This window comes from Actinomadura sp. NBRC 104425 (assembly GCF_030269545.1).
Lineage (GTDB): Bacteria > Actinomycetota > Actinomycetes > Streptosporangiales > Streptosporangiaceae > Spirillospora > Spirillospora keratinilytica.
This window is the reverse complement of record NZ_BSTN01000040.1, coordinates 14,576-39,305: the sequence shown is the minus strand read 5'-3', so window position 1 is coordinate 39,305 and position 24,730 is coordinate 14,576. Positions and strand designations below refer to the sequence as shown.

Sequence of the window (24,730 nt, the reverse complement as noted above, 5' to 3'; positions counted from 1 at the left end):
AGGCGGCTGCGCCTTTGGTTCGGTGGGCGGTACTGGTCGGTGGGGGTCCGTGGTGACGTCGTCGGTGTTGGTGCGGGGAGTCGGTTCGGTGGTCGGGGTGTCTCCGGTGTGGCTGGTGGTGGATTCGTCAGGAGGCGTCGCGAGCGGTTGCCCCGTGTGGGAAGGGTGTACGGCCGGTGCGGCGCCGCGTTCGTCAGTGGGGGGCGGTGCGGGCTGCTTGGATGTGGTCGGTTGTTGTGAGCCGCTGGATTCGGGCCCTGGTGTCGTGCTCGGGTCTGCGGGGGGTTCGGTGTGGGTCGGGGGCGGTGTCGCGGGGCTCCCGGACGGTGTAGGCGGCTGCGCCTCTGGTTCGGAAGATGGCCAGTGCGTGGTGGTGGCGCCGGTTGCCGGGTCGGTGAGGACGATGACCGGCCCGCCGAGCTGGTCGGCCAGCTCGTCGGCGAAGGAGGGGCGGTTTCCCGGGCCCGGTATTGCCGTGGCGGGGTCGGTCAAGATCACCGGATCGCCCGGCTCGTGGCCGGTGTTGCGGCCGAGCCATCGGCGGACGTCGGCGGCGTCGCGCGGGCGGCCGTCCACCCACAGGGTTCGGAAGTCGGGGTGGAACGCGTCGTTGACCAGGACGGGTTCTCCGGTGGGTGCCCATTGGGGGGCCGAGTGGGGCTGCTGCCCGGCCGGGATCGCTTCGGCGTCGGCTTCTTCCAGGTGGGCGGCCAGTTCTTGTAGGCGGGCGGCCAGTTCTTGTAGGCGGGCGTGGTTGTTCGAGGGCCCCACCCCCGACTCTTCGGATGCCACGGCCTGTTCGTATTGCCGCCATAGGTCGTTCCACTGCTGCTGCGCTTCGGCCTTGGCGTCGTCGAGCACGTCTCGGTCGCCTGTCGGCTCGTGTGCCGGGTCGGCCTGCCGGATACCTGTTTCGGGTTGTTTACCGTGCCGTCGGGGAGTGGGCGTGCTTGATGTTTCGCCCGTGGTCGTGGGGGCCGGTTCGGTGGGTTCCGGTGTCGCCGCCGGGGCGTGCGCGTCTTCGCCGGTGGGCGGCACTGGTCGGTGGGGGTCCGCGGTGACGTCGTCGGTGTTGGTACGGGCCGGTGGTTCGGTGGTCGGGGTGCTTTGAACGTCCCCGGTGTGGCTGGTGGCGGATTCGTCAGGAGGCGTCGCGAGCGGTTGCCCCGTGTGGGAAGGGTGTACGGCCGGTGCGGCGCCGCGTTCGTCAGTGGGGGGCGGCGCGGGCTGCTCGGATGTGGTCGGTTGTTGTGAGCCGCTCGACGTAGGCCCCGGTGTCGTGCTCGGGTCTGCGGGGGGTTCGGTGTGGGTCGGGGGCGGTGTCGCGGGGCTCCCGGACGGTGCAGGCGGCTGCGTCTCTGGTTCGGTGGGCGGTGCCGGTTGGTGGGGGTCCGTGGTGACGCTGCCGGTGTTGGTGTGGGGCGTCGGTTCGGTGGTCGAGGTGCTGTGAACGTCCCCGGCGTGGCTGGTGGCGGATTCGTCAGGAGGCGTCGCGAGCGGCTGCCCCGTGTGGGAAGGGCGTACGGCCGGTGCGGCGCCGCGTCCACCAGCGGGGGACGGCGCGGGCTGCTCGTCGGCGGGCTCGCCGCGGTGCCCCTGCTGAGCGCCGACGTCCTTCCCTGTTCCGGGCTGTCCCGATCCGAAGAATTTCGCTCGCCTCTCCGCGATGGCCTTGCGGTCGAGCGGCATGGCCTCGGTCGTTCCCGAGGATCCGCCGAGCGTCTGTCCGGACCCGGAGGGCGACTTCGTGCCCGTCCCACCTTTCGGCAACGGCGACGAGCGGTTGGGGTCGATCTCCAGCCTGATGGTCGGGACCTCGTCACCCCGCACCCGAACCACGTGCTCGACCGGAGTTTCAAGGATGGTGCTCGAACCTCCCGGACGGCCGGGCTGATCCTGGCCGGTGGCCAGTTGCCCGAAGCCGCCCCGGGGAGGCGGCGACGGCGTCCTTGAAGAAGGGGCGGTGGACGAGACCGTTTCGCCTTCTCGCCCTCGCGGCGTGGCAGGATCGGGCGTCCCAGGGCTCCGGGTGCCCTGCGGTGCGGAGCCCTCGTCGGCGGGCCGGGCCGTGCCCGGGGAGTCCTGGCCGCCGGACCTGCCACCGTGCCCGGTTTCCGGCCAACTTCCCAGACCTCGCTCCTTGTAGGCGTTCGCGATGACGTCGCGATCCACCGGGGTGGCCTCGGAACGCCCGGGGCCGCCGTCGAGCGTGCGCCCGGAACCGGTGGGCCGGGCAGGCCCCTTTCGAGGCGGCGGGGCCGGTGAATCCACGAAGCTGATTTCGACCGACTGGCCGAAGTCGATCTGCGCCGGCTTGGAGCCCTCGGCTGCGGTGCCGGGCTCCGGTACCGGCGGCTGCTGCGGCCGCGGCGCCTCCTGCGAGCCCCGCGAGCCGACCGGTTCGGACGGTCTGTCGGAGTCAGACGAAGCGTCCGAATGCGTTGAACTGCTCGACTCCGAGGCGCTGTCCGATTGGGAGGACGTGTCTGACTGGGACGCGCTATCCGACACGGAGTCGCCGTCCGACTTGGACGACGTGTCCGAGTGGGAGGCGCCATCGGACACCGAGTCGTTGTCCGACTGGGATGCGCCATCCGACTGGGATGCGCCGTCCGGCTGGGATGCGCCGTCCGGCTGGGATGCGCCGTCCGGCTGGGATGCGCCGTCCGGCTGGGATGCGCCGTCCGGCTGGGATGCGCCGTCCGGCTGGGATGCGCCGTCCGGCTGGGGCGAGCCGTTCGACTTCGTCGAGCTTTCCGACTGTGCGGGACGGTCCGGCTGCGACGAGTCGTGCGGCTCGGGCGATGTCTCCGGATTGCGGAGATTGCCCGGGCTGGACGTGCCCGACCGTCCGTCCTCGGCGCCGCGGCCGTACGGGAACGGCTCGCCGGGCGCCCGCGCCGGCAGCCCGAACCCCGAGAACGGGGATCCCCCAGCGGGTGGCGTGCTCGGCGGCGTCCGCTCGACCTTGACGACGGCGGTTACCTCGCCGTCGTGGATGTAGAACTTGTCCACGTTCGGCTGGATGAAGAGCTTTTTGTTGCCCAGGTCCTCCGGCGAGGCCTGAACCCACTGCTCGTTCTTCCAGACGTGGATCTCCTCGGGCGTGTCCTTTGGGACGCCGTCCGGCTGGTCGGGAACCGGGTCCCTGCCGGGCACCACCTCACCGTCGCCCATCCTGTGCCCGGCCTTGGAAGTCGGCGAGGGCGCATTCTTTCGCGGCGGAGAGATGCGATCGACCTGCACATTGAGTCGGATGTTTCCGTTCGTCCCGGGCTTGTTGCCGGGGGCCGGTGACGAGGGCGCATCCGCGGTGCTTTGCGCCGGACGCCAGATGCCCACGCGAACCTCGAACCCGTCCGTCCTGGGGCCGGGATGCGGGTCCGCGCCCGTTCCATCCCGGTCGGCGTCGTTCACCGGTGTCGAAGCGGTGGCCTCCTTGCCGTCACCCGGCGACTTCCCGATGCCGTCCCGGGGGCCCGACGAGGAGGGCGACGAGGCGGGCTCGGGGGACTCGCTCCGCGGGGTCGTGTCGCCGCTGCGGCCCGGCCGCGCCCTCTGCTCGGCCGCGTCGGCGATGCGCTGACGGTCCGCGGCGGGACTCTCCCCGGGACGGGGGGCCGCGGGATGTCCCACCTCCAGCTTGATCGTCGGCGTCGCGCCGCCCGAGCCGGACGGCGCCCGCATGTTGCCGGGGACCTTGAAGGTCGCCGGGCGCCCGTAGTCGGTCCTGACCGGCTTCCCCGACAAATACCCGGTGGCGGGGCCGCCCTTCGTGCCCGGCGACGTGTGCTCTGCGCCGCTCGACGCGCGTTCGATGTCGACCCGGACGGAGTCGGCGCCGTCGTTCACGTGGAAGGTCCGGACGTCCGGATCAATGTAGATCTTGCCGTTCCGCAGATCCGCCGTCGACGCCTTGACCAACTGGTCGTCCTTGCGGACATGGATGTTGCCGTCAGCGCCCGGCCGCACCACCGTGCCGCCGCGGCCGCCTCCGTGCTCGACGTGCAACGTGATGGCGGTGACGGGATCGGCCCCGGGGCCCCGTACCGGCGATGCCGGCGACCCGTCGCCGGGCGTCGGCCGCTCCACGAAGTGGAAGACCATGTCCGTGAGCGCGGGCTGCTTCGGGTCCTTGGACGGGGTGGCCGGGCGCTCGTCCGGGCGGGGGCGCGGGCCGCTGGGGGCGTCGGCGCCGCCGAGTCGGCGTCCGGGCCCGTAACGCGCCGCGAAGGATGCATCCGAGTCGGAGCCCGGCCGGGTGAAGTTCAGCCGCGCCTTCGTGACCTGGGGGCCGTCCGGCGATGAAGACGCGTCGCCGGTGTGGGACGAGGTCGTGGTTTCCGATGCGGGCTTGCCCCCGGCGGAGGCGTCACCACGCGGGGCCCGGGCCGGAGGCGGCGAGGACGACGGGCCCGACGCCGTCGCCTCCGGTGCGTCCGGCGCGGGTGACTTTTGCGGATCGTCCAAGCGAGACGGGCCGGGCGCGGACCCCGTCGCATCGGCGGACGGCTCCGAGATCGCGGCGCGATCGCCCGGCCTGTCCGAGGAGATGGGGTCCGGGCGGGTGCCGGTCTCGCCGGTGGCGCTCGTGCCGTCCATCCTGGGACCGGCGGGCTGGCGCGGTTGCCCGCCGCCGCCCGCCGCGCGTTCGCCCGGCGTCCTCCCGTTGGGGATGGGTGCGTTCTCGGGAGCACCGCCGCCCAGCTTGATGCCCTTCCCGGCGAACGGGTCGCGGGGAGCCGCATCGGGGGGGCGCCGGATCTCCAGGTTGACCTCGAAAACGTCCTGCGGCGGCGTGCGCCTGCCCGGGGGCGGCGACGACCGTCCGTCGGGCCCGGCCGCGCCGCTGTCCGGGCTGGGTCGGGTGGTTCCGTTCGGCCCCTGCCGGTATGGCGTGGACGTGGTGGTGCCGGGGGTGCCCTTCCCCTGCGGTGTTGAGGTGGTGCTTGCGGGTGTTTCGTCGGGGTGCGGTGTGCTCGGTGTGTCACCGTCCCCGGCGGTGGGACGGGTCCCGGTTGGTTCGGTCGGGCCCCGTCCATTGGACTCGGTGGTGTTGGTCTTGGGGGCGGGCTGGCTGGTTCCGGTTCCGTTCGGCCCCTGTCGGTTCGGTGTCGGTGTGGTGGTGCTGGGGGTGTTCTTTGGCTGGGGCGTTGAGGTGGTGTTCGCGGGTGATTCGTCGGGGTGTGGTGTGCTGGTGGTGCCGTCGTGTTGGGGAGCGGGTCGGGCGGTTCCGCTCGAACCCCACTGGTTGGGCGTGGACGTGGTGGTGCCGGGGGTGCCCTTCCCCTGCGGTGTTGAGGTGGTGCTTGCGGGTGTTTCTTCGGGGTGCGGTGTGCCGCCGTCTTGGGTGGTGGGCTGGCTGCTTTCGCTGGGGCCCTGCCGGTTCGGCATGGGCGTGGTGGTGCCGGGAGTGTTGTTCGGCTGCGACGTAGGGGGCGTTGAGGCGGTGTTCGCGGACGTCTTGTCGGGACCCGTGTTTGTCGTGTCGCCGTCTTCGGGGGTGGGGCGGGTGGTTCCGTCCGTGCCCCACTGGTTGGGCGTGGGTGTGGTGGTGTCGGGCGTGTTCCTCGGCTGGGGCGTTGCGGCGGTGTTCGTCGCGGACTCGTCGGGGCGTGACGTGTTCGCCCTGTCGCCGTCTTGGGCGGCGGGTTGGTTCGTGATCGGTTCGGACGGGCCGCGTCCGTAGGGGGCGGGGGTGCCGGCCCTGGGGGTGGGCTGGCTGCCGCCTGGTCCCTGCCGGTCTGGCGTGGGCACGGTGAAGCCGGGTGTGCTCTTCGCCTGCGGCGTCGAAGAGGTGTTCGCCGGGGGCGCGTCCAGCCGGGGCGTGTTCGGCGTGTCGCCGCTCTGGGGGACGGGCTGGTTCGCGACCGGTTCGCTTCCGCCCGAGCCGTCGCCGCGCTGCCGGAGGTCCGTAACATTCGGGGCCGGTGAACCGGTGGACTTCTTGGGCGTCACCTGGGGAGGCCTCGACCCCGAAGCCGAATCGCCCGAGGAACGCGAACCGTTCACACCGCCGCCCCCCTGCGTGATCGGCGTGCGCTGCGAGCCGTCGAGCACCGGGCTCCTGGGGAGCGGGGCGGAACCGGTCGCGTTGACCTCGTCGGGGGACGTGGCGACCCGCGTGGGCACGCCGTCCGGGGTGCTGCCGCCCCCGCGCACGCCTCCGCTGCGCGGGTTCGTGGTGGTCAGCGGCACCCGCATCGGCGGGGTCGGCGCCGGGACGCTGGAACCGGAAGTACTCGAACTCGAAGACGAATAACTCCCGGTGTCGTCGGGCGTGCCGTTGACCGGACGGGGCTCGCCCAGCCCGCCGTTCAGACCGGGCGTCGTCTTCAGGCCCGGCGTCCCTACGCGCGGAGAAGGGTGCAAGGCTATCGCGCCGAAGGCGCCGCCGAAGAAGGCGCCGAGGCCCATGTTGAAGGCCTCCTGGCCCCAGTCGACATGGAAATCGGCGCCCGCCACGGCGCTGCCGAGCCCCTGGGCGGCCATGTCGATGGCGACAGTCGTGACGGCGCCGGTGATCGCGCCCACGGAGAAGTTGGCGGCCGTCGCCGCCAGCACGCCCAGCCTCGCCCCGATCTTGGCGATGACGTTGGCGATGGTGCCGATGAGCCTGGCGACGAGCGGGATGAAGGAGACCGCGAAGCTGAGCGGCAGAAGCACCAGGTCCAGCAGCCAGCCGAAGAGTTCGGCGAGTTGGTTCGCCCGGGCCTGCTTGGCCATCTCCTCGGCCTGGGCCTTGATGGTGTTGGCGTACAGGTGGATGTTCTGGCCGATCGTCCATGCCGCGTCCGCGGCGTTCTCCAGCAGCGGGCCCATGTTGGTGGTCCAGGTGTCGGCCGCCTTGCGTCCGGCGGCGCCCGTCCAGCCGAAGTTCGCCACGTTGGATGCGAGGTTCTTCTGCTCGGCGTACAGGGCGTCGCCCATGCGGATCCAGTCGTTGCCCAGCTCCCACATGGCGTCGAGGTCAAGGCCCTCGACGAAGTCCTCCCAGTCCTCGCTCATGACCTCACCGCCTCGGCGGGATTCGAGTCGTACGTCAAGGGTTCGGTCTCCTCGTCGAGCACGGCGTGGATGACCTCCGGGGCCGTCCTGCCGCGGACGAGCACGCCGCGGCCCGGCACCCGCTGGGTCGCCCGCTGGCCGCCCAGCAGGGCGCCCTCCCGCGGGTCCCCGGACAGGATCAGCCCGTCGGCGCCGAACTCCCGCAGCCGACCGAGCAGCGGGTCGGCGATGAGGGTGCGGGACGCGCCGCCGACCCGGCGGGCGATGACGACGTGGAAGCCGAGTTCCTCGCCCTGCGCGACGAAGCCGGCCAGCGGGGCCAGCGGGTTGCGTCCGGGGGCGTCCGCCACCAGGTCGTAGTCGTCGACGACGAGATAGAACTCCGGCCCCTGCCACCAGTCGCGGTCGCGCAGCCGGCGGGAGTCCAGGCCGGGCGGCGGCATGCGCTCGCGCAGCTTCGCCACGACCTGCTCGACGAACGTCTCGGCCAGCTCCTGGGTGCCCGCGTGGGCGCCGATGTACGGTTCGGGCACCACGTCGAGCAGGCTGCGGCGGTAGTCGACGACGATGAAGCGGATCTGCCACGGCGAGCGGAGCCGGGCCAGGCCGCGCATCCAGGCCCGCAGGAACGAGGTCTTCCCGGCGCCCGCGTCACCGAAGATCACAAAGTGCGGCCGGCCCGCGGTCAGGTCCAGGCCGACGGGCCGCAGGTCCCGCTGCGACAGGCCGATGGGGACCTCGCCGTCGGCCAGGCCGCTGCCGTCCCGCTCCCACGGGTCCTGGACGTCGTCCGCCGCGGCGATCTGCTCCAGTTCGGCGACGGTGACGCGGTGGGGCAGCACCTTCAGCGGCGGGGCGGCCGGGCCCCGCCATGCGGCGGCGATCTCGGCGACGAGTGCGCGTTGGGCGTCGGCGAGGTCGTCGAGGCCGTCGGAGGCGTCCAGCCTGGGCAGCGGGACATGGATCGGAATGCCGGGCGGCATCAGCCCGCGGCCCGGCGGGACGCGGCCGAGCCGGCGGCTCAGCCGGCGGTCGATCTCCGATTCGGCGGGGTCGTTGAGGCCGAGTTCGAGCCGGCCGGGGATGCTGTCGCGCAGCGCGGGCCGCAGCTCGCCCCAGCGGCCCGCGGTCAGCATGACGTGCACCCCCACCCCGAGGCCGCGGGTGGTGATGTCCGTGACGATCGCGGAGGCGTCGTCCACCTCGGCGACCAGCGCGCCCCAGTTGTCGATGACCAGGACGACGTCGGCGGCGCGCACCCCCTCGGGGAGCGCTCCCGCGTCCCGCATACGGCGGAAGTCGGCCACCGACTGCACGCCCAGTTCCGCGAACATGCGTTCGCGCACGTCCACCAGCCGCGTCGCCTCGGCCAGCACCCGCCGGACGCGTTCGGCGTCCCGCCGGGCGGCGACCCCGGACACGTGCGGGGCGTCCGCCAGGGCGGCCAGCCCGCCGCCGCCGAGGTCGATGCAGTAGAACTGCAGCTCCTGCGGTGTGTGGGTGAGCATCGCGCTGATCAGCGCGGTGCGCAGGAAGGTGCTCTTGCCGCTCTGCGGGGCGCCGACCAGCACCAGGTGGCCGTGCAGCCCGGCCAGGTCCAGCACGAGCGGGCGCTGCTCCTGCCGGGCGGGCAGGTCCGCGACCGCGACGGGGAAGTTGAGCCGTCCCGGCGTCGGCCACACCCGGCTCTGCAGGCCGCGGCCGGGCACGGGTTCCGCCGGTGCCAGCAGCGGATCGAGCGGGTACGCGGCGGGCAGCGGCGGAAGCCACACCTGGTGGGTCGGCGCGCCGCACGCCGCCAGCCGCTCCACGACGACCTCCAGCTCGGTGGGCCCGTTCTCGGGCGCCGGGTCGGGTGCGGGCTGTGGCTCCGGTTCTTCGGGGGCCGGTGCGGTCCGCAGCCCGTACGGCACCGGGCGGACGGGGGCGTTGACGCGTTCCTGCGGTGCGGCGTCGTCGTAGAGGCGGGAGACGTGCGCGACCCGGAACCGCTCGTAGATCGACTCGTCCACCTTCAGGTACGCCGATCCGGGGATGGACGGCAGCCGGTAGGCGTCGGGCGTGCCGAGCACCGCGCGGCTCTCGGCGGCGCTGAAGGTGCGCAGGCAGATCCGGTAGGACAGGTGGGACTCCAGGCCCCGCAGCCGCCCCTCCTCCAGCCGCTGGGTGGCCAGCAGCAGGTGCATGCCGAGGGAGCGGCCCACCCGGCCGATCTGCACGAACAGGTCGATGAAGTCCGACTGCTGGGACAGCAGCTCCCCGAACTCGTCCACGACGATCATCAGGTACGGCAGCGGCGGCAGCGGTTGGCCGTCCACGTCGGTCCCGCCGGCCAGCTGCTTGCGGTGGTAGTCGCGGATCGAGTCGACGTTGCCCGCGCGGCGCAGCAGCCGCTGCCGGCGCTGCTGCTCCCCGGCCAGCGCGGCCCGCACCCGGTCGACCAGCGCCTGCTCGTCGCTCAGGTTCGTGATCAGGCCCGCGACATGCGGCAGGCCGGTCAGCCCGGCGAACGTCGCACCGCCCTTGTAGTCGATCAGGACGAACCCCAGGTGCTCCGGCGAGTGCGTCGTGGCCAGCCCGGTGACCAGGGTGCGCAGCAGCTCGCTCTTGCCCGAGCCGGTCGCGCCGACGATCAGGCCGTGCGGCCCGATCCCGCCCTGCGCCGACTCCTTCAGGTCCAGCACGAGCGCCTCGCCGCCGGCGGTGACGCCGACCGGGGTGCGCAGCAGTTCCGGGTCGTCCGGTGCGCGCCAGACGCTGCTGGGGTCCAGCGCCGCCACGTCGCCGATGCCGAGCATCCCCGGCAGCGACACCGACTGGGCGAGCACCTGCTCCTGCTCCCCCGACAGCCGCAGCGGCGCGAGCAGGCGGGCGATGCGGGAACGCAGCGCGGGCGACGGACGGTCCACCGTCACGTCCCGGACGTCGGCGCGCAGCGCGGGATGCGGTCCCTCCAGGGACGCCCGGCCGCGCGCGTCGAGCCGGACCCGCACGTCCACCCGCTCCGGTTCACGCGCCTCGTCGGTGACGACGCACACGACCGTGATACCGAGCTGCGCCCCCGCCTCCGCGATCAGCCGGACGACGAGCGGGGACTGCGCCCACACGGTGCGGGGGTCGTAGCCGTTCAGCACCACGACGAGGCGCCGCCGGGGGGCCTCGTCGGACGCCATGGACACCAGCCGGGTGCCGCGTTCGGCGCGGGCCGCGGCCGCCCGGTCCAGTTCGGCCTCCAGGTGGTCGGCGATGCCGTCGAGGCGTTCGGAGACCAGCGGCACCACCTCGGTGCCGCGGTCGCGGGGGTCCGGCTCGTAGGTGTGCGGCAGCCACTTGGTCCACTCCCACGCGGGGTCGCCGGCGGTGACGACGGCGACCTGCACGTCGTCCGGCGCGTGCAGGACGCACAGCTGGCACAGCAGCGCGGCGGCCGCGGCCTCGGTCTGGTCGGGCGGCCCGAGCAGGCTCACCACGCCGGCGCGGCCGACGTCGATCCACGCGGGCTGCCCGTCCACCGTCCCGTGGGTCTGCACGAGTTCCTCCGCGGCGTGCAGGGACCGCGGGTCGTACTCGACCGACGGGTCGGACCGCCGGTTCGTCGTCATGGTGAGGGCGAGGGGGGCGCTTCCGGTGCCGACCCGGACGCGCAGGTGGTCGGGGTCCTCGGGGCGCCGCTCCCACACGCGGCGGCGCCCCTCCGCGATCGCCCAGAGCCGTTCGGGGCTCGGATGGATCCAGGCGGCGGCGAACCGCTGCACCCGGGCGACGTCGCGCGCCTGCCTGCGGATGCCGGCGAGGTACTCCAGGTACCGCTCGCGCTGCCGCTCCCGGGTCCGGCGGGTGCGGCCGAGCGTCTGGATGTGGACGCCCGTCGCCAGGCCCACCGACGACACCACGAACACGAGGCCGAGAAAGATCATCCACTGGCGGCCGGTGGAGATCAGGTACGCGGCCATGCTGATGCTGGTCAGCAGCGGGAGCAGCAGCATGACCATGTTGGACATGGTGTTCTGCGGCTGCAGCTGCGGCGGCGCCGCGATGGTGAGCTTGTCCTGCGGCACGGGTGGCGGAGCCATCCGGGCGGGGCGGTGAAAGGCGATCCTGGTCATGGGTTGGGAGCTGCCTCGGGGGGAGGGCGGCGGGGCCGCGGGCGGCCCGTCCGCGCGTCGGCGGCCGCGGCGCGCGTCAGTAGTCGGCCGTGATCGCGGTCTTGTTGGTGTCGAGGACGTCCGCGGGCGGCTCCTTCGACGGCGGCTGGTCGCTCGTGCCGTCTCCGGACGGCAGACCGGCGGCGAACTTGGCCCAGATGTCGGTGAGGCCCGTCTCGCCCTTGTCGTAGTTGTCGCCCGCCGTGCCGATACCGCTGGCGATGGCGTTGAGCACGCCGCTTTCGGGGTTCTCCTTCGTGCCGAACAGGGCCTTCATCACCTCCATCCAGCGGTTGTTGAAGTCCTCCGCCTCCTGCTGCGTCATGCCCTGCCAGCCCGTCGCGGTCAGCGCGTTCAGCGACTGGACGATGCGGTCGAGGGCGTCGGCTATCTCCTGGGCGAGTCTCAGCACCTCCGTCGCCGTCGTCTTGATGCCGGCGGGTCCGATGTCGAGCGTCTCCACGGTGTCGTAGTCGGTCATCGCGAGCACCTCCCTTCAGGTACGAGGAATCCGGGTCCCGCCCCGCCGGCCGGTGGAGCCGGGATCCCGGTGGTCCGCCGCCGTTCACCCGGCGGGCCGTGCGTCAGGTCGTGTCCACGTTGCCGTAGTTCGCCTCCTCGGCCGCTTTGTAGTTCGCGTACGACTTCTCCAGGCGGCGGATGAGCTCGTCGAGAAGGCCGAGCAGGTCGCCCGAGGCCTTGTCGAACCACTTCATGACGTCGTCGAAGCTGCTGTACGCCGGGCTGTTCCACGAGGTCCCGAGGTTCTTGGTCTTGGTCCGGACGGAGTTCAGGTCGGCGGAGATGTTGCCGTGCTCCGTCTTGACGGAGGTGATGGTCGTCTGGAGCAGGCCCAGGTCGATGGTGAACCCGATGCTGCCGTAATCAGGGGACTCGTCGGCCATGGCGTTCCTCCGTCATCGGATGCTCGGACGGCCGGTGGGCGCGGATCCGGTTCATTCGACGACCTGTCCGGGGGGCGGGGCGGGGAACCGCGAGTTGCGGTCGGTCTCGGCGTAGACCTGGCCCGAGTGGTTCACCAGGGCGATGTACTCGCCGACGAGTTCCAGCACGCCGCCGATGTGCTGCAGCGCCTTGTTCTGGGCCGGGTTCATCTGGGCCGCGAACTTGCGCGCCGGCTCCGCCCATCTGCTCTCCGTGGGCTCGTCGCGCGAGGGAAAGTACACTTGGTAATTGATGTAAAACGACTCGTGGTCCTCCATCGCGTCCTGGCCGAAGATGGTCCCCTGCGTGTTGAGGACCTTGGTCCGGAGTTCCTCGTACTGCTTGACGAGCATGCGGGAGGTCGCGAGCATGTTCTCGACCTCCGTCGCGACCTTCTTCAGGTTGATCGAAAAGTCCTCGGCGGGCGTGCTGTCCGGGGGCGCTCCGCCTCCGCCTGACTGTTCGGAGTTCTTCGGGTCGTCGTTGAAGGACGGCCGCGTCTCCCAGACCGTCAGGTCCGGGGAGTCGGTGTTGCCGAGGTCGGGCGGCGGGGGCTCCTCCTCACTCTCGTCCCCTTCGCCGATGTGGGGCGTGGTGTCGACCGGGTCGTCGTCGTACTGCGAGACGATGGGGTCGGTCATCGTTCCTCCTGCAACTCGGTGCGGGGCTCGGCGGCGGGGGTCGTTCTCACAGCGCCTCGACCTCCGGCAGGTCCACCGGCAGCAGCGTCGACAGGTCTCCGGGCTCCGCCGTGGCCAGGTCGTCGGCGATCCGCTGCGCGTGCCGCTCGGTCATCAGCTGGAAGACCTGTCGTGCGGTGCGGCCGTTGCCGAACTGCCGTCCCCGGGGAAGCTCGTCGAAGAACCCGCGCAGGGCCCGGACGGTCTCCTCCGGGCACTCGTACCGGTGCCGGTCGGCATGGTGCTGCACGATCTGCACCAGTTCGTCGGTGTCGTAGTCCTCGAACGTCAGGGTGCGGGTGAAACGCGAGCCCAGCCCCGCGTTGGAGGCCAGGAACCGCTCCATCTCCTCGGGGTACCCGGCCACGATCACCACGATCTCGTCGCGGTGGTCCTCCATCAGCTTCACCAGGGTGGAGATCACCTCCTGGCCGAAGTCGTTCGGCTGCCCGTGCGGGACGAGCGCGTACGCCTCGTCGATGAACAGCACGCCGCCGAGCGCCCGGCGGAACACCGCCTGCGTCTTCGGCGCGGTGTGGCCGACGTACTCGCCGACCAGGTCGCCGCGGTCGGCCTCGACGAGATGCCCGCGTTCCAGCAGGCCGAGCGCGTGCAGGAACCCGCCGTACAGCCGCGCGACCGTGGTCTTGCCGGTGCCCGGATTGCCGGCGAACACCAGGTGGCGGTTCAGCGGCGGCGGCGGAAGGCCCGCCTCCTGCCGCACCTTCACCATCCGCATCAGCTTGGTGAGCCCGACGATGTCGCGTTTGACCCGTTCGAGGCCGACCAGCCGGTCGAGCTCGGCGCGCAGCTCGGCGAGCCGCTCCTGCGCCGACCGCTCGGCGTCCTCGCCGTCGCCGCCCCGGCCGCCGCGCGAGCTGGCCGCGCCGCCCGCGCCGGTCGCGGTGCCGGTCGCGGCCCCGGCGGCGGGGACGCGGCCCTGCGACAGGACGCCGTCGCGCACCCCCTCCGACCGGCAGTCCTCGACGACCGGTTCGGCCCCGTCGCAGACGACCAGGTCGTGGTCGCCGCCCTCCACCGCGCAGCGGCGCAGCACGGGCTTCGCGGCGGCCTCCACGTACAGCGCCGGATACCCGGCGTCGCGGATCCGGCAGTCCTCGAACAGCCCGGCCGCGCCCTCGGCGACGAACACGCCGTTGCGGCCGGGACGCTCGACCACCAGGCCGCGCACGCGCGGGCGCGCCCGCGCCCCGGCGAACAGCCCGGTGCCCTCGACGTCCTGCACCGCGCAGCCGTCGATCAGCGCGGTGCTGCCGGCGTCCAGGAACATCCCGGTCGCGCCGGTGCGCCGCACCTGGACGTCCTCGATGACGGCGCCGCCTTCGGGGCCGACCTCCACGCCGACCTCCGCGACGTCGCCGACCTGGCAGCCGGACAGCAGCGGCCGGTGCGTGGTGCGCAGCACGATCCCGCTGCGGACGTGCTCGACCGCGCAGTCGCGCAGCACCGCGTCGCCGCCCTCCACGAAGACGCCCGCGAGCCGCGCGTCCCGCACGCCCGTGCCGTCCGCCGCCAGCTCGGCGCGCTCGCACACCCGGATCCCGTACTCGGGCGTCTCCCGGATGCGGCAGCCGGTCAGCGTCGCGCGCGCCGCGTCGGCGAGGTGGACGGCCGTGTACCCGGTGCCCTCGATGGCGCAGTCGGTGAGCGTCACGTCCGCGCGGCCGGTCGCGTACAGCCCGTTCGCGGCGGTGCGGGCGAGCGTGCCGCCCCGGACGCGCAGCACCGCGTCCCCGGCCGCGGCGAGCGCGCTGCCCTCGACGTCCACCGCCCGGACGCCGTCCAGTTCCAGCTCGCTGTGCCCGGTCGCGAAGATCGCGGCGCGGCTGGTGTCGTGCACGTGGCAGCCCTCCAGGACGGCCGCCGCCTCGTCCTCGGCGAGCACTCCGGACGCGCCGGTGCGGGAGATCTCGCAGCGGCGCAGCAGGACGGCGTGCGCGGCGGAGGTGCGCGGCTCCTCCGCGGACGCCGCGTCCCGCCGGGGCGCGTCCTTGCCGTCCGGCCGGTCCGCGGGCGCGCCGCCGGGGTCGGGCGTGCGCCGCCCGGCCGACCCGCCGAGCCGGACGCCGTGGGCGTCGGCGTCGTGCAGCCGGCACTCGCTCAGCACGAGCGCGGCACCGCCCTCCGCGTGCACCGCGGCGGCGCGGGTGCCCCGGACGTCGCAGCGGGTGAAGCGGGCGCGGGCGGTCCCGGCCACGTGCACGCCCCGGCCTGCGGCGCCGTCCACCAGGGCGCCGGTGCACTCGGCGCGCGCCTCGTCGTCGACGACGACGCCGTCGCCGCCGGCGATCCGGATGGTCAGGTTCTCCAGCACCGTCCGGCTGGTCCCGGTCAGCCGGACCGCCGCGCCGTCCGCGCCGACGACCGTGCAGCCGGCCAGCGTGGCCGCCGCGTCGCCGGTGACCTCGATCCGCCCCCCGGAGACCTCGCAGCCTTGCAGGGCCGGCGTCCCGCCGCGCAGCGAGACCGCGGGCTCGCCGGGGGCGGCGCCCACCACGGTCAGATCGCGGACGACGGCCGCGCCGCCGTGCACGGTGATCGCGGGCCCGCGCGGCGAGACGATCCGCACCGTGCCGGGCCCCTTCTCCGCCAGCAGCGTGACGTCCCGGTTCAGCACGATGCTCTCCCGGTACTCCCCGGGATGCACGTACACCGTCGCCCCGGCCGCGGCCGCCCGCACGGCCGCGGTGATCGTGTCGTGGGCTCCCCAACCGGGCGCCACCCGCTCCCGCGACGACCTGTTCAGCAGCATCGCGTCACAGCCCCTTGCCGGCGTCCAGCAGGGCCTGGAAGACGCCGAAGACGCCCGCGGCGACCGGCACGCTGACCGCGCCGAGGAAGGCGGCAAGCGACCCCGGCCAGCGCCACCGCTCCCCGAAGTCGACCTGCTGCAGCGAGCTGCGCAAGCACATCACCAGCCCGGCCCACAGCACCACGACGCCGACGAGCACCAGCACCAGCGGCCCCGACCAGTCCGGCAGGCCGAGCTCGGGCAGCCGGTCCGGCACCCGCAGCACCAGGGCGCCCAGCCCGACCAGGCCGCTCAGCAGCAGCGACGCGACGACCACCGTCAGCCGCGAGCCGCTCGCCCGGCACAGCAGCGCGACGCCCAGGCACAGCGTCAGCCCGAGCGCGAACCAGTCGTCCGACAGGCTCAGCACCCCCAGGCACGCCATGATCGTCAGACAGCACGCGGTGTTGAGCAGGATGAGCAGGCGCTGGACGCGGCGCACCGTGTCGGCGACGTCGTCCATCTCGGCGGCGCCCGGCGGCAGCGTGGCGACCTGCGAGGCCAGCCTCGGCAGGGCGGCCAGGAGATGGAAGACGACCACGGCGACGACCGCCGCGGCCTGCGCGGCGTCCGCGCCCGCCACCGTCAGCGGCACGGCCAGCAGCAGGGCCGCCCCGCACCCCAGCAGCAGCACCATCGTGGGCGCCGAGGGGGCCGCGAGGTAGGCGGCGAGCGCACCGGTCAGCGCGGCGGCCAGGGCCGCGGCCAGCCGGGCGCCGGTGCCGGACAGCGGCAGGGCCAGCACCGCGCCGGTCAGCAGCGGGGCCGCCGCCGCGGCCAGCGCCGTCCGCACCGCGGCTGGGACGGGCCAGTGCTTGCCGGCCGCGTTCCAGGCGAGCAGCGGCGCGGCCAGGCCGGTGGCGAACAGCGGGACCCCGGCCGCGACCGCGCCGGGGGCTCCGCCGGCGGCGCCGAGGGCGACGGCCGCGCCGACGAGGACGAGCAGGCCGACGACGACGGTCGTGTACGCGCGGGTCCGCGCGTTCCACATCGTGCCGTCGTCCTCCAGCTGGGCGATCTCCTCTTCGATGTCGGAGACGACCGGGCCGTCGATCTCGCCTTCCAGCAGGTCGCGCAGGTACAGCGTCTCGCCGTCCACCACCCCGGCGGAGCCGAGCGTAACGTCGGGCTGCAAGGGCGGCCGGCCGGCGGGCGCCAGCGACCAGGCGGGGGGCATGGCGTCCGAGCCGTCCTGGCCGCACAGGTCGGCGAGCATGGACGCGTACTCGGCGATCGGGGCGTGCGCGGGCACGGCGACGTCCACCTGCCGGCGCTCGCCGACGACCGTGATCCGGCACCGCTCATCGGCCAACGTCAGACTCCCTGCTCACCCTGTCCGCGCGGTGCGTCAGTGCTTCCAGCTGCGGATGTTCGCCCATTCGGCGTCGGCGTAGTTGCCCCAGTTGACGTTCATCGCGTGGGCGATCTGGCCGAGCACGCCGTCCGGGCCGAACAGCCCCTCGGCGGAGATGTTCCACTGCAGCTGCATGTCCTGGTAGTAGGTCGCCGCCTGGCTCTTGGTCCACGCGTCCGCCAGCGGCGCCAGCTTGGTCAGCAGCGTCTCCAGCTGGCCCTCGATCTCGGCCGCGCGGCCGTTCAGCCAGCCGCCGGCGGTGGCGAGGCCCTCACCGACGTAGATCTGCGTGCCGTCGACGTCGGCCATGGCATGGCCCCTTTCCGGTTGGTGCGGTTCGGTGCTCAGGTCAGGTTCGCGACGGCGCCGGGCCCGCCCGGCATGCCCGCCTCGATGTTGGCGAGGTTGGTGACGTTCTGCTGCTCGGATTCCTTGTAGTTGATGTAGTTGCCGCGCAGGCCGCTCGCGATCCCGGTCAGCGCGGTGTTCAGCATCTGGGCGAGGATGTCGTACTCGGCCATCAGCGCGACGAAACGGTCGTGCGCGATACCGCCCCAGACCTCCTCGAGGCTGACCACATACGTCTTGATCTGCGCGAGTTCCTGGGAGATCTGCGTCGCGGCGTTCTGCGTGTCCGTCGCGGCATTGGCCAGGTACTCGGGCGTGACCTTGTAGGTCACGCCGCCTACGGTCACGGACGGTTCGTTCGCCATCGGTTGCCTTTCCCGGGGTCGGCCCCGGTCGGTAGCCGCCGGCCGGGGGTGGGCGGCACAGCTTCGGACGGTTCCGGTGGGGAGGGCACGCGCCAGCCGCGGCCGGCGAAGGGTCGCCGGGGCCGGAGGCGGTCGCGACACGCGCAGCGTAAGACTCCCACGCCGCACTCGCCGCGCTGCATCGGCGAAAATCGCCTAATTCCCAGATCATCTTGGACGTTTTGCACGATTAACCCACTGTTCATCTGACCGAAACAGGAACCGTCAGTCAGGTTGCCGACGCTGTCCAGGCCCGTTGATCAACTACATTGATCGGCTAACACCTGACCGGTCGCGAGGCCGCGCCCGATCCCCCGTCCCCGGCCACAAGCCTGAACAGGTCGTCTGGAGATCGCACATGGTCGCTGGACTCCCGCCCTGCAGCGGGAACGGATTCCTCTCCCGCAAGCGCGAGCTCATGGCGGTCGAACGCCTGCTGCGCGACACGCTGGCCGGGCGCGGCGGCGCGGTCGTCGTCCACGGCGAGGCCGGCATCGGGAAGACGACCTTGTTGGAACGGTCCGTTGAGGCGCTGCCGGGCCTGCGGCGGCTGCGCACCTGCGGGGCGGACGCGGCCGGGCTCCCGTTCGGCGCGCTGCACGAGCTGTGCGAACCGGTCCTCGGCCGGGCGGAGGCGCTGCCGGACCCGCAGCGGGCCGCCCTGGACGTGGTCTTCGCGCTGCGCGACGGCCCGCAGCCCGGACCGTCCCGGCTCGGACACGCCGTCCGCGGGCTGCTGGCGGCCGCCGCGCGCGAACACCCGATCGTCTGCCTCATCGACGACGCGCACGCCCTGGACCCGGCGTCCGCGCGCATCCTGGCCTTCGCGGCGCGCCGTGCCGAGGCCGCGCCGGTCGCCTTCCTGGTCGCCGGGCGCGACGGGGCGGGGCTGCGGCACTTCGCGGGCCTGCCCGCGCACCGGCTCACCGGCCTGTGCCACGACGAGGCGCTGACGCTGTTCACCTCCCGCAGCCCGGGCCCCCTGGACGAGCGCGTCCGCGAACGGCTCATCGCCGAGGCGCGCGGCAATCCCCGGACGATCCTGGAATTGCAACGCCAGGTGGCGGGGGCGGAGGCGGCCGGCGGGTACGGGCCGCCCGCCGCACCGCCGGACGGCCTCGCCGACTCCGACGACCCCGGCGACCTGCACCGGCTGGCCGCGCTGCCGTCCGACACGCGGCTGCTGCTGCTGATCGCCGCCGCCGAACCGCTCGGCGAGCCCGCGCTGCTGTGGGACGCCGCGCACCGGCTCGGCATCGGGCCCGACGCCGCGGCACCCGCGGAGACGGCGGGCCTGCTGTGCCTCGACGCCCCCGTCCGCTTCGACCATCCGCGGCTGCGGTCGTCGGTCTACTGGGCGGCGTCCCCCGACGACCGCCGCGCCGTCCATCGCGCGCTCGCCGAGGCGACCGACCCCGCAACCGACCCCGAGCGCCGTGCCTGGCACCACGCGCAGTCGGTGCTCGTCCCGGACGAATCCGTGGCCGCCGCGCTGGAAGAGGCCGTGCCGCGAGCGCGCGCCCGGGGCGGCCTCGCGGCCGCGGGCGCGTTCCTTACGCGGGCCTGCGCACTGACGCCCGACCCCGCGCGGCGCGCCTCGCGCGCCCTGGCGGCCGCCCGGATCGAAAGCCGCGCGGGCGCGGTCGAGGCGGCGTCCGCCCTGCTCGCCACCGCCATGGCGGGCCCGCTGGACGCGCGGGAGAGCGTGCTCGCCGGGCTGCTGTCGGCCCGGATCGGACCGCACCGCGGACGGTGCGGCGACGCCGTCGCGCCGCTGCTCGACGCCGCCCGCGAGGTCGCGGAGCACGACCGCGCGTCCGCCCGGGAAGGCGGGCTGGACGCGCTCGCCGCCGCCCTGGCGGCCGGCCGTCTCGGCGAGCGTCCGCTGCCGCAGGTCGCGCGGGCCGCCATGGGCCACGGGACCGGGCAATGCCCGCCCGACCTGCTGCTGGAGGCCCTCGCCACGCAGGTGACCGAGGGCGCCGCCGCCGCCGCGGGACGGTTGCGGGCGGCGGTGGACGCCTTCCTCGCCATGCCCGACAGCCCGGAGCCGGACGACCGCTCGGCCTGGCTCGCCTGCGTCGCCGCCACCGACCTGTGGGACGAGGAGGCATGGCGCGTCCTCGCCGAGCGGCAGCTCGACACCGCCCGGCGGACGGGGGCCCGCCCCCTGCTGTCGCTCGCGCTGTGGCAGCTCGCGCTCGCCCGCATCCACGCGGGACGGTTCGACGACGCGGCGGAGCTGGTCGCCGAGGTGCACGTGGCGTCCGGGCCGTGGGACGCCACCGGCCCGCTGTGGGCCGACCTGGTCCTCACGGCGTGGCGCGGCGACGGCTCGCGGCTCGGCCGGCTGGTCGAGGCGGGCACCCGGATCGCGCACGACCGCGGCTGCGGACGGCTGCTGTCGGCGATCGACCATGCGACGGCCGTCCTGCACAACGGCGCCGGCCGGTACGACACCGCGCTGCGGGCCGCTCGCCGGGCCGCCGCGCACGACGACCCGGGGTTCCACGCGTTCGTCCCGTCCGAGGTGGTGGAGGCCGCCGTCCGCAGCGGCCGTCCCGAACTGGCCGAACCCGTCATGGAGCGGCTCGCCGAACGGACGCGCACGTGCGGCACCGACTGGGCCGCCGGCATCGGGCTGCGGTCGCGCGCCCTGCTGACCGCCGGCCCCGGCGCCGAGGAGCTCTACCAGGAGGCGATCCGCCGGCTGAAACGCACCCGCGCCGTGCCGGAACTGGCCCGGACGCGGCTGCTCTACGGGGAGTGGCTGCGCCGCGAGGCCCGGCGCGGCGACGCGCGGACCCAGCTCCGCCGCGCCCACGAGACCCTGGTCTCGATCGGCGCCACCGGGTTCGCGGCCCGGGCCGCCCGCGAACTGGCCGCCTGCGGCGAGCGCCCGCCCAAGCGGGGCACGACGCCGATGGAGCGGCTCACCCCCCAGGAGGTCCGGATCGCCCTGCTCGTCGCGGATGGCGCCACGTCGAAGGAGGCCGCGAAGCAGCTGTTCCTCAGCCCCCGCACCGTGGACGCGCATCTGCGCAACATCTTCCGCAAGCTCGGCCTGACCTCCCGCCGTCAGCTGCGGGACCTGAAACCGCACCTGCCCGCCGACCCCGCGGGCACGACCGTCCACCGCCCCGGGTAGGCGCGCGTCCCCGGCCGCCGCTTCGACGCCGGCCGTCACATTCCGCCGGGCCGCCCCGTCAAAGCGGATGTAGCCGACGGCACCGGTGTCACCGACGAGGCCTGGGCGAACGCCGCCGAGCACTACGACGAGGAGCAGCTGGCAGCCCTGGTGTCACTCATCGCTGTCATCATCACCTGGAATCGCATGAACGTCATCACCCGGCTGCCCGCCGGCGACTACCAGCCCGGAAAGCTGGGCTGACCGGCACGGCAAGCCCCGCCCCTCGCCGTGAGAGCGCCCACGGCGAGGGCGCCGTCCCCGAACGGGTCACCGCGGCAGCGGGGGGTTGAGGCGCGCGAAGCCTTCCTGGCGGTGGTAGGGGAACTGGGGGTAGGGGGCGGTGGTGGCGGAGGCGGCGTCCAGCTTGGCGATCTGCTCGGGGGTGAGGGACCAGCCGACGGCGCCCAGGTTGTCGCGGAGCTGCTGCTCGTTGCGGGCGCCGATGATGACCGACGAGACGGTGGGGCGCTGCAGCAGCCAGTTGATGGCGATCTGCGGAATGGGCTTGCCGGTCTCCGTGGCGATCTCGTCGAGGGCGTCGACCACGGTGTACAGCAGCTCGTCGTCGACCGGAGGGCCGTAGTCGGCGGTGCGGTGCAGCCGGCTCTGCGCCGGCAGCGGCCGGCCGCGGCGGATCTTGCCGGTGAGGCGTCCCCAGCCGAGCGGGCTCCAGACGAGGGCGCCGACGCCCTGGTCGAGGCCGAGGGGCATGAGGTCCCACTCGTAGTCGCGGCCGACGAGCGAGTAGTAGACCTGGTGGGCGACGTAGCGGGGGCGGCGGTCGCGGTCGGCGACGGCCAGCGACTTCATCAGCTGCCAGCCGGAGAAGTTCGACACGCCCACGTAGCGGATCTTTCCGGCCCGGACCAGGTCGTCGAGTGTGGCCAGGACCTCCTCGACGGGCGTTCCGGCGTCGAAGGCGTGCAGCTGGAACAGGTCGATGTAATCGGTGCCGAGGCGGCGCAGGGCGTCCTCGGCGGCCTTGATCAGGCGGGCGCGGGACGTGCCGGCGTCGCCGGGGCCGTCGCCCATCGGGAGGCCGGCCTTGGTGGAGATCAGCACCCGGTCGCGGCGGCCCTTGATCGCCGCGCCGAGCACCTCTTCGGACGCGCCCGCCGAGTAGACGTCGGCGGTGTCGAACATCGTGACGCCGGCGTCCAGGCAGATGTCCACCAGGCGGCGCGCCTCCCGCGCGTCGGTGTCGCCCCACGCGCCGAACAGTTCGCCTCGGCCGCCGAACGTCCCGGCGCCGAAGCTCAGCACGGGGACCTTGAGGCCGGATGCGCCCAATCGCCGGTACTCCATGGTCAACCTCCTGGTTAATGGGACGGGAGTTCCGTTAGTGCCGACGGTAGCATGTTGGTGAGTATTAATGGAACTGGAGGCCCATTTGGATGCGGATGAGGGGCGGCCGGGGACGGTCCGGCCGGGCGGCCGGACGGCGCGGGTGCGCGCCGCCGTGCTGCGGGCTGCCGGGGACGCCCTGGTCGAGCAGGGCTTCGACTGTCTCGACCTGGCCGAGATCGCGCGGCGGGCGGGCGTGGGCAAGACCACCGTGTACCGCCGCTGGGGGTCGGTGGCCGGGCTGGTGGCCGACCTGCTGACGGACATGGCCGAGCAGTCGCTGCCGCGCACCCGGACCGGATCGGTCGCCGAGGACCTCCGGGCCAACGCCCGGCTCGTCCAGCGGACCCTGACCGACCCGCGCCAGGGCGCGCTGTTCAAGGCCGTGATCGCGGCTGCCGTCTGCGACGCCCGCACGGCCGAGGCCCTGCACCGCTTCTACGACGTGCGCATCACCGAGTGGGCGCCGTGCGTGGAGGAGGCCGTCGCACGGGGAGAGCTGCCCGAGGGCACGGATGCCCGCGAGGTGATCCGCGCCGTGTCCGCCCCCCTCTACTACCGCCTACTGGCCAGCGGCGACCCGCTGGACGAGGCCACCGCCGACCGCGCCGCCGAGGCCGCCCTGGCAGCAGCCCGCGCCGGCGCCTACGTCGCGCGGAAGTAAGCCGCGCCCCTGGCGGCGCGGGCTAGCGTCTACGTGGTGGGGGCGCGGTCACCGGTGGTTTGCCTGTGTCGCGTTGGTTGCCGGCTTTGGGGATTACTATGCGCGCCATGGTGGACACGAGGGAGCTGCCCTACCTGCGCCGTTGTGTCGAACTGGCGACCGAGGCGCTGGAGGCGGGGGACGAGCCGTTCGGGTCGGTGCTGGTCGACGGTGAGGGCACCGTTCGGGGCGAGGACCGCAACCGTGTAGCCGGGGGTGATCGGACCCAGCATCCGGAGTTCGCGCTGGCCCGGTGGGCGGCCGCCAACATGACCCCGGAGGAGCGCGCGAAGGCCACCGTCTACACGTCCGGCGAGCACTGTCCGATGTGCGCGGCCGCGCACGCCTGGGTGGGGCTGGGGCGCATCGTGTACGTGGCGTCGTCGCGGCAGCTGGCGTCCTGGCTGGACGAGCTGGGCGTGCCGCGGCCCCCGGTGCGGACGCTGCCGGTGAACGAGGTGGCGCCGGACGTGGTCGTGGAGGGGCCGGTGCCCGGTCTGGACGAACAGGTGCGCGCGCTGCACCGCCGTTTCCACGGGGCAGACTAGGGGGAAGATCGAACTGAATGTGGCTCGGCGTCCGTACCACGGATGTCCGGTGAGTCGACTGGGAGTGCGTGATGCGGACCGAGGGCCGGCGGGCACCCGATGCCGACGCCCCGTGGAACGAGATCGTGCCGGGCCTGTGGATGGGCGGGCACAAGTACCGCGATGCGAGCGGGCGGCTCGTGGCGGCGGTGGTGGGCGCCCAGTTCGACGTCGTGATCAGTCTCTTCCGGCGGGAGGGGCACGGGCCGCCCGCGTGGATCGAGCACCACCACGTCGACCTGCCCGACGGGCCGCTCACCGCCGACCAGCTGGAGGCCGTGTGCCTGCTGGCCGACCTGGCCGTGGCGGCGGTGCGCTCGGGCCGCCGGGTGCTGGTGCGGTGCCACTCCGGGTACAACCGGTCGGGGCTGCTCGTCGCGCACGCGCTGGTCACGCTGGGGTACACGGCCCAGGACGCGATCTTCCTCGTCCGCCGGCACCGGTCCCCGTGGGCGCTCAACAACCGGCTGTTCGTCGACTACCTGACGACGGGGCTCGACGTCGCGCGCCTGCTCACCGGCCTGGAGCCGGACGGGCTGGTCGGCTGAGCCCGGCGGTCCGCGCGGCCGGCGCGCAATGGCGGCGGGCCGGGGCGAATATCTTCCTGACCTCGGGAACGGCTCGGTTGTGCGATGACCTTGGCCGTCCGGTTGCTCCGGATGCGGGCGGGTTGTCGCCACGAGATGATCATGACATTTCGCCCATAAGGGACGCCCAGCGTTTTCGGAATCACCACCCGGGCAGACACCCTGCAACGAGGGGAATGGAGGGCGTCCGGCATGGAGGTCGTAATAGAAATGACCCTCCCGAGGAACGCGCGCAGCGCCCCGCTCGCCAGGCGCACGCTCGACGCGTCGCTCAGCGGGCTCGGCGTCACCGGCGAGATCCGCGCCGACATCGCGCTCGCGCTGGGCGAGGCGTGCGCCAACGTCATCCGGCATGCCAACGCGGGGGACGAGTACGAGGTGCGCGCGCACCTGGACGACACGGTGTGCGTCATCGAAGTGATCGACGGCGGACGGCGCTCCGCCGACACGTCGAGCTGGGACCGGGGGCCCGCCCCGCTCGGCGCCGAGCACGGCCGCGGGCTGCAGCTCATCCGCGCCTTCACCGAAGAGCTGCGCATCATGAAGCGGCCGCACGCCCCCGGCTCGGTCGTGCACTTCGAGAAGTCGCTCACAGCCTCCTAGAACTTTTTCCGTCCGTCCGG

At 73.5% G+C, this 24,730-nt stretch carries 14 protein-coding genes and 1 pseudogene; 5 read left to right on the top strand and 10 right to left on the bottom strand.

The window, feature by feature from the left end:
* The 9 genes and pseudogenes from QSK22_RS31675 to QSK22_RS31635 all read right to left on the bottom strand — a co-directional run.
* Positions 1-7,008 (bottom strand): annotated as a pseudogene (locus tag QSK22_RS31675) (hypothetical protein); the annotation flags it as partial.
* Entirely contained in the window at positions 7,005-11,081 is a 4,077-nt protein-coding gene (gene eccCa, locus QSK22_RS31670; RefSeq protein ID WP_285498158.1) for a type VII secretion protein EccCa, read from the bottom strand. The pseudogene QSK22_RS31675 and the gene eccCa, both read right to left, overlap by 4 nt.
* A gap of 109 nt (positions 11,082-11,190) precedes the next feature.
* Positions 11,191-11,634 carry a WXG100 family type VII secretion target gene (locus QSK22_RS31665; protein ID WP_285498157.1) on the bottom strand — a complete coding sequence of 148 codons (444 nt, stop codon included), beginning with the start codon at positions 11,632-11,634 and terminating at the stop codon, positions 11,191-11,193.
* Positions 11,635-11,737: 103 nt separating this feature from the next.
* A complete protein-coding gene (locus tag QSK22_RS31660; RefSeq protein WP_285498156.1) occupies positions 11,738-12,058 on the bottom strand; it encodes a WXG100 family type VII secretion target in 321 nt (106 codons plus the stop codon).
* A gap of 51 nt (positions 12,059-12,109) precedes the next feature.
* Positions 12,110-12,739 carry a hypothetical protein gene (locus QSK22_RS31655; protein ID WP_285498155.1) on the bottom strand — a complete coding sequence of 210 codons (630 nt, stop codon included), beginning with the start codon at positions 12,737-12,739 and terminating at the stop codon, positions 12,110-12,112.
* A 46-nt stretch (positions 12,740-12,785) separates the two neighbouring features.
* Complete coding sequence (locus QSK22_RS31650; RefSeq protein ID WP_285498154.1) at positions 12,786-15,551, bottom strand: right-handed parallel beta-helix repeat-containing protein; 2,766 nt, start codon at positions 15,549-15,551, stop codon at positions 12,786-12,788.
* 4 nt (positions 15,552-15,555) lie between these two features.
* On the bottom strand, positions 15,556-16,902 hold the full coding sequence (gene eccD / locus QSK22_RS31645; RefSeq protein WP_285498153.1) for a type VII secretion integral membrane protein EccD: 1,347 nt from the start codon (positions 16,900-16,902) through the stop codon (positions 15,556-15,558).
* A 36-nt stretch (positions 16,903-16,938) separates the two neighbouring features.
* A complete protein-coding gene (locus QSK22_RS31640) occupies positions 16,939-17,253 on the bottom strand; it encodes a WXG100 family type VII secretion target (RefSeq protein ID WP_285498152.1) in 315 nt (104 codons plus the stop codon).
* Between the two features lie 35 nt (positions 17,254-17,288).
* Positions 17,289-17,624 carry a WXG100 family type VII secretion target gene (locus QSK22_RS31635; RefSeq protein ID WP_285498151.1) on the bottom strand — a complete coding sequence of 112 codons (336 nt, stop codon included), beginning with the start codon at positions 17,622-17,624 and terminating at the stop codon, positions 17,289-17,291.
* Positions 17,625-18,054: 430 nt separating this feature from the next.
* On the opposite strand from QSK22_RS31635, the gene QSK22_RS31630 reads away from it, so the two are divergent.
* Entirely contained in the window at positions 18,055-20,844 is a 2,790-nt protein-coding gene (locus tag QSK22_RS31630; protein WP_285498150.1) for a helix-turn-helix transcriptional regulator, read from the top strand.
* Between the two features lie 309 nt (positions 20,845-21,153).
* Here QSK22_RS31630 and QSK22_RS31625 read toward each other — a convergent pair whose 3' ends face one another.
* Entirely contained in the window at positions 21,154-22,191 is a 1,038-nt protein-coding gene (locus QSK22_RS31625; protein WP_285498149.1) for an aldo/keto reductase, read from the bottom strand.
* 67 nt (positions 22,192-22,258) lie between these two features.
* Between QSK22_RS31625 and QSK22_RS31620 the strand changes: the two genes are divergently transcribed.
* From QSK22_RS31620 to QSK22_RS31605, 4 genes are all read left to right on the top strand, one after another.
* Complete coding sequence (locus QSK22_RS31620; RefSeq protein ID WP_285498148.1) at positions 22,259-22,894, top strand: TetR/AcrR family transcriptional regulator; 636 nt, start codon at positions 22,259-22,261, stop codon at positions 22,892-22,894.
* A gap of 107 nt (positions 22,895-23,001) precedes the next feature.
* Positions 23,002-23,481 (top strand): nucleoside deaminase, encoded by a 480-nt coding sequence (locus tag QSK22_RS31615; RefSeq protein ID WP_285498147.1) that lies wholly within the window; start codon positions 23,002-23,004, stop codon positions 23,479-23,481.
* A 71-nt stretch (positions 23,482-23,552) separates the two neighbouring features.
* The gene (locus tag QSK22_RS31610) at positions 23,553-24,068 is read left to right on the top strand and encodes a protein-tyrosine phosphatase family protein (protein ID WP_285498146.1); all 516 of its coding nucleotides are present in this window, start codon (positions 23,553-23,555) and stop codon (positions 24,066-24,068) included.
* A 249-nt stretch (positions 24,069-24,317) separates the two neighbouring features.
* Positions 24,318-24,710: an ATP-binding protein gene (locus tag QSK22_RS31605; protein WP_285498145.1), complete on the top strand. Its 393-nt coding sequence runs from the start codon at positions 24,318-24,320 to the stop codon at positions 24,708-24,710.
* The last annotated feature ends 20 nt before the right edge of the window (positions 24,711-24,730 follow it).

What these genes read in the sequence shown, in the direction of transcription:
- eccCa (WP_285498158.1), bottom strand. Translation starts at nt 11,081, where the DNA reads ATGGCTCCGCCACCCGTGCCGCAGGACAAGCTCACCATCGCGGCGCCG.
- QSK22_RS31665 (WP_285498157.1), bottom strand. Translation starts at nt 11,634, where the DNA reads ATGACCGACTACGACACCGTGGAGACGCTCGACATCGGACCCGCCGGC.
- QSK22_RS31660 (WP_285498156.1), bottom strand. Translation starts at nt 12,058, where the DNA reads ATGGCCGACGAGTCCCCTGATTACGGCAGCATCGGGTTCACCATCGAC.
- QSK22_RS31655 (WP_285498155.1), bottom strand. Translation starts at nt 12,739, where the DNA reads ATGACCGACCCCATCGTCTCGCAGTACGACGACGACCCGGTCGACACC.
- QSK22_RS31650 (WP_285498154.1), bottom strand. Translation starts at nt 15,551, where the DNA reads ATGCTGCTGAACAGGTCGTCGCGGGAGCGGGTGGCGCCCGGTTGGGGA.
- QSK22_RS31640 (WP_285498152.1), bottom strand. Translation starts at nt 17,253, where the DNA reads ATGGCCGACGTCGACGGCACGCAGATCTACGTCGGTGAGGGCCTCGCC.
- QSK22_RS31630 (WP_285498150.1), top strand. Translation starts at nt 18,055, where the DNA reads ATGGTCGCTGGACTCCCGCCCTGCAGCGGGAACGGATTCCTCTCCCGC.
- QSK22_RS31625 (WP_285498149.1), bottom strand. Translation starts at nt 22,191, where the DNA reads ATGGAGTACCGGCGATTGGGCGCATCCGGCCTCAAGGTCCCCGTGCTG.
- QSK22_RS31620 (WP_285498148.1), top strand. Translation starts at nt 22,259, where the DNA reads ATGGAACTGGAGGCCCATTTGGATGCGGATGAGGGGCGGCCGGGGACG.
- QSK22_RS31615 (WP_285498147.1), top strand. Translation starts at nt 23,002, where the DNA reads ATGGTGGACACGAGGGAGCTGCCCTACCTGCGCCGTTGTGTCGAACTG.
- QSK22_RS31610 (WP_285498146.1), top strand. Translation starts at nt 23,553, where the DNA reads ATGCGGACCGAGGGCCGGCGGGCACCCGATGCCGACGCCCCGTGGAAC.
- QSK22_RS31605 (WP_285498145.1), top strand. Translation starts at nt 24,318, where the DNA reads ATGACCCTCCCGAGGAACGCGCGCAGCGCCCCGCTCGCCAGGCGCACG.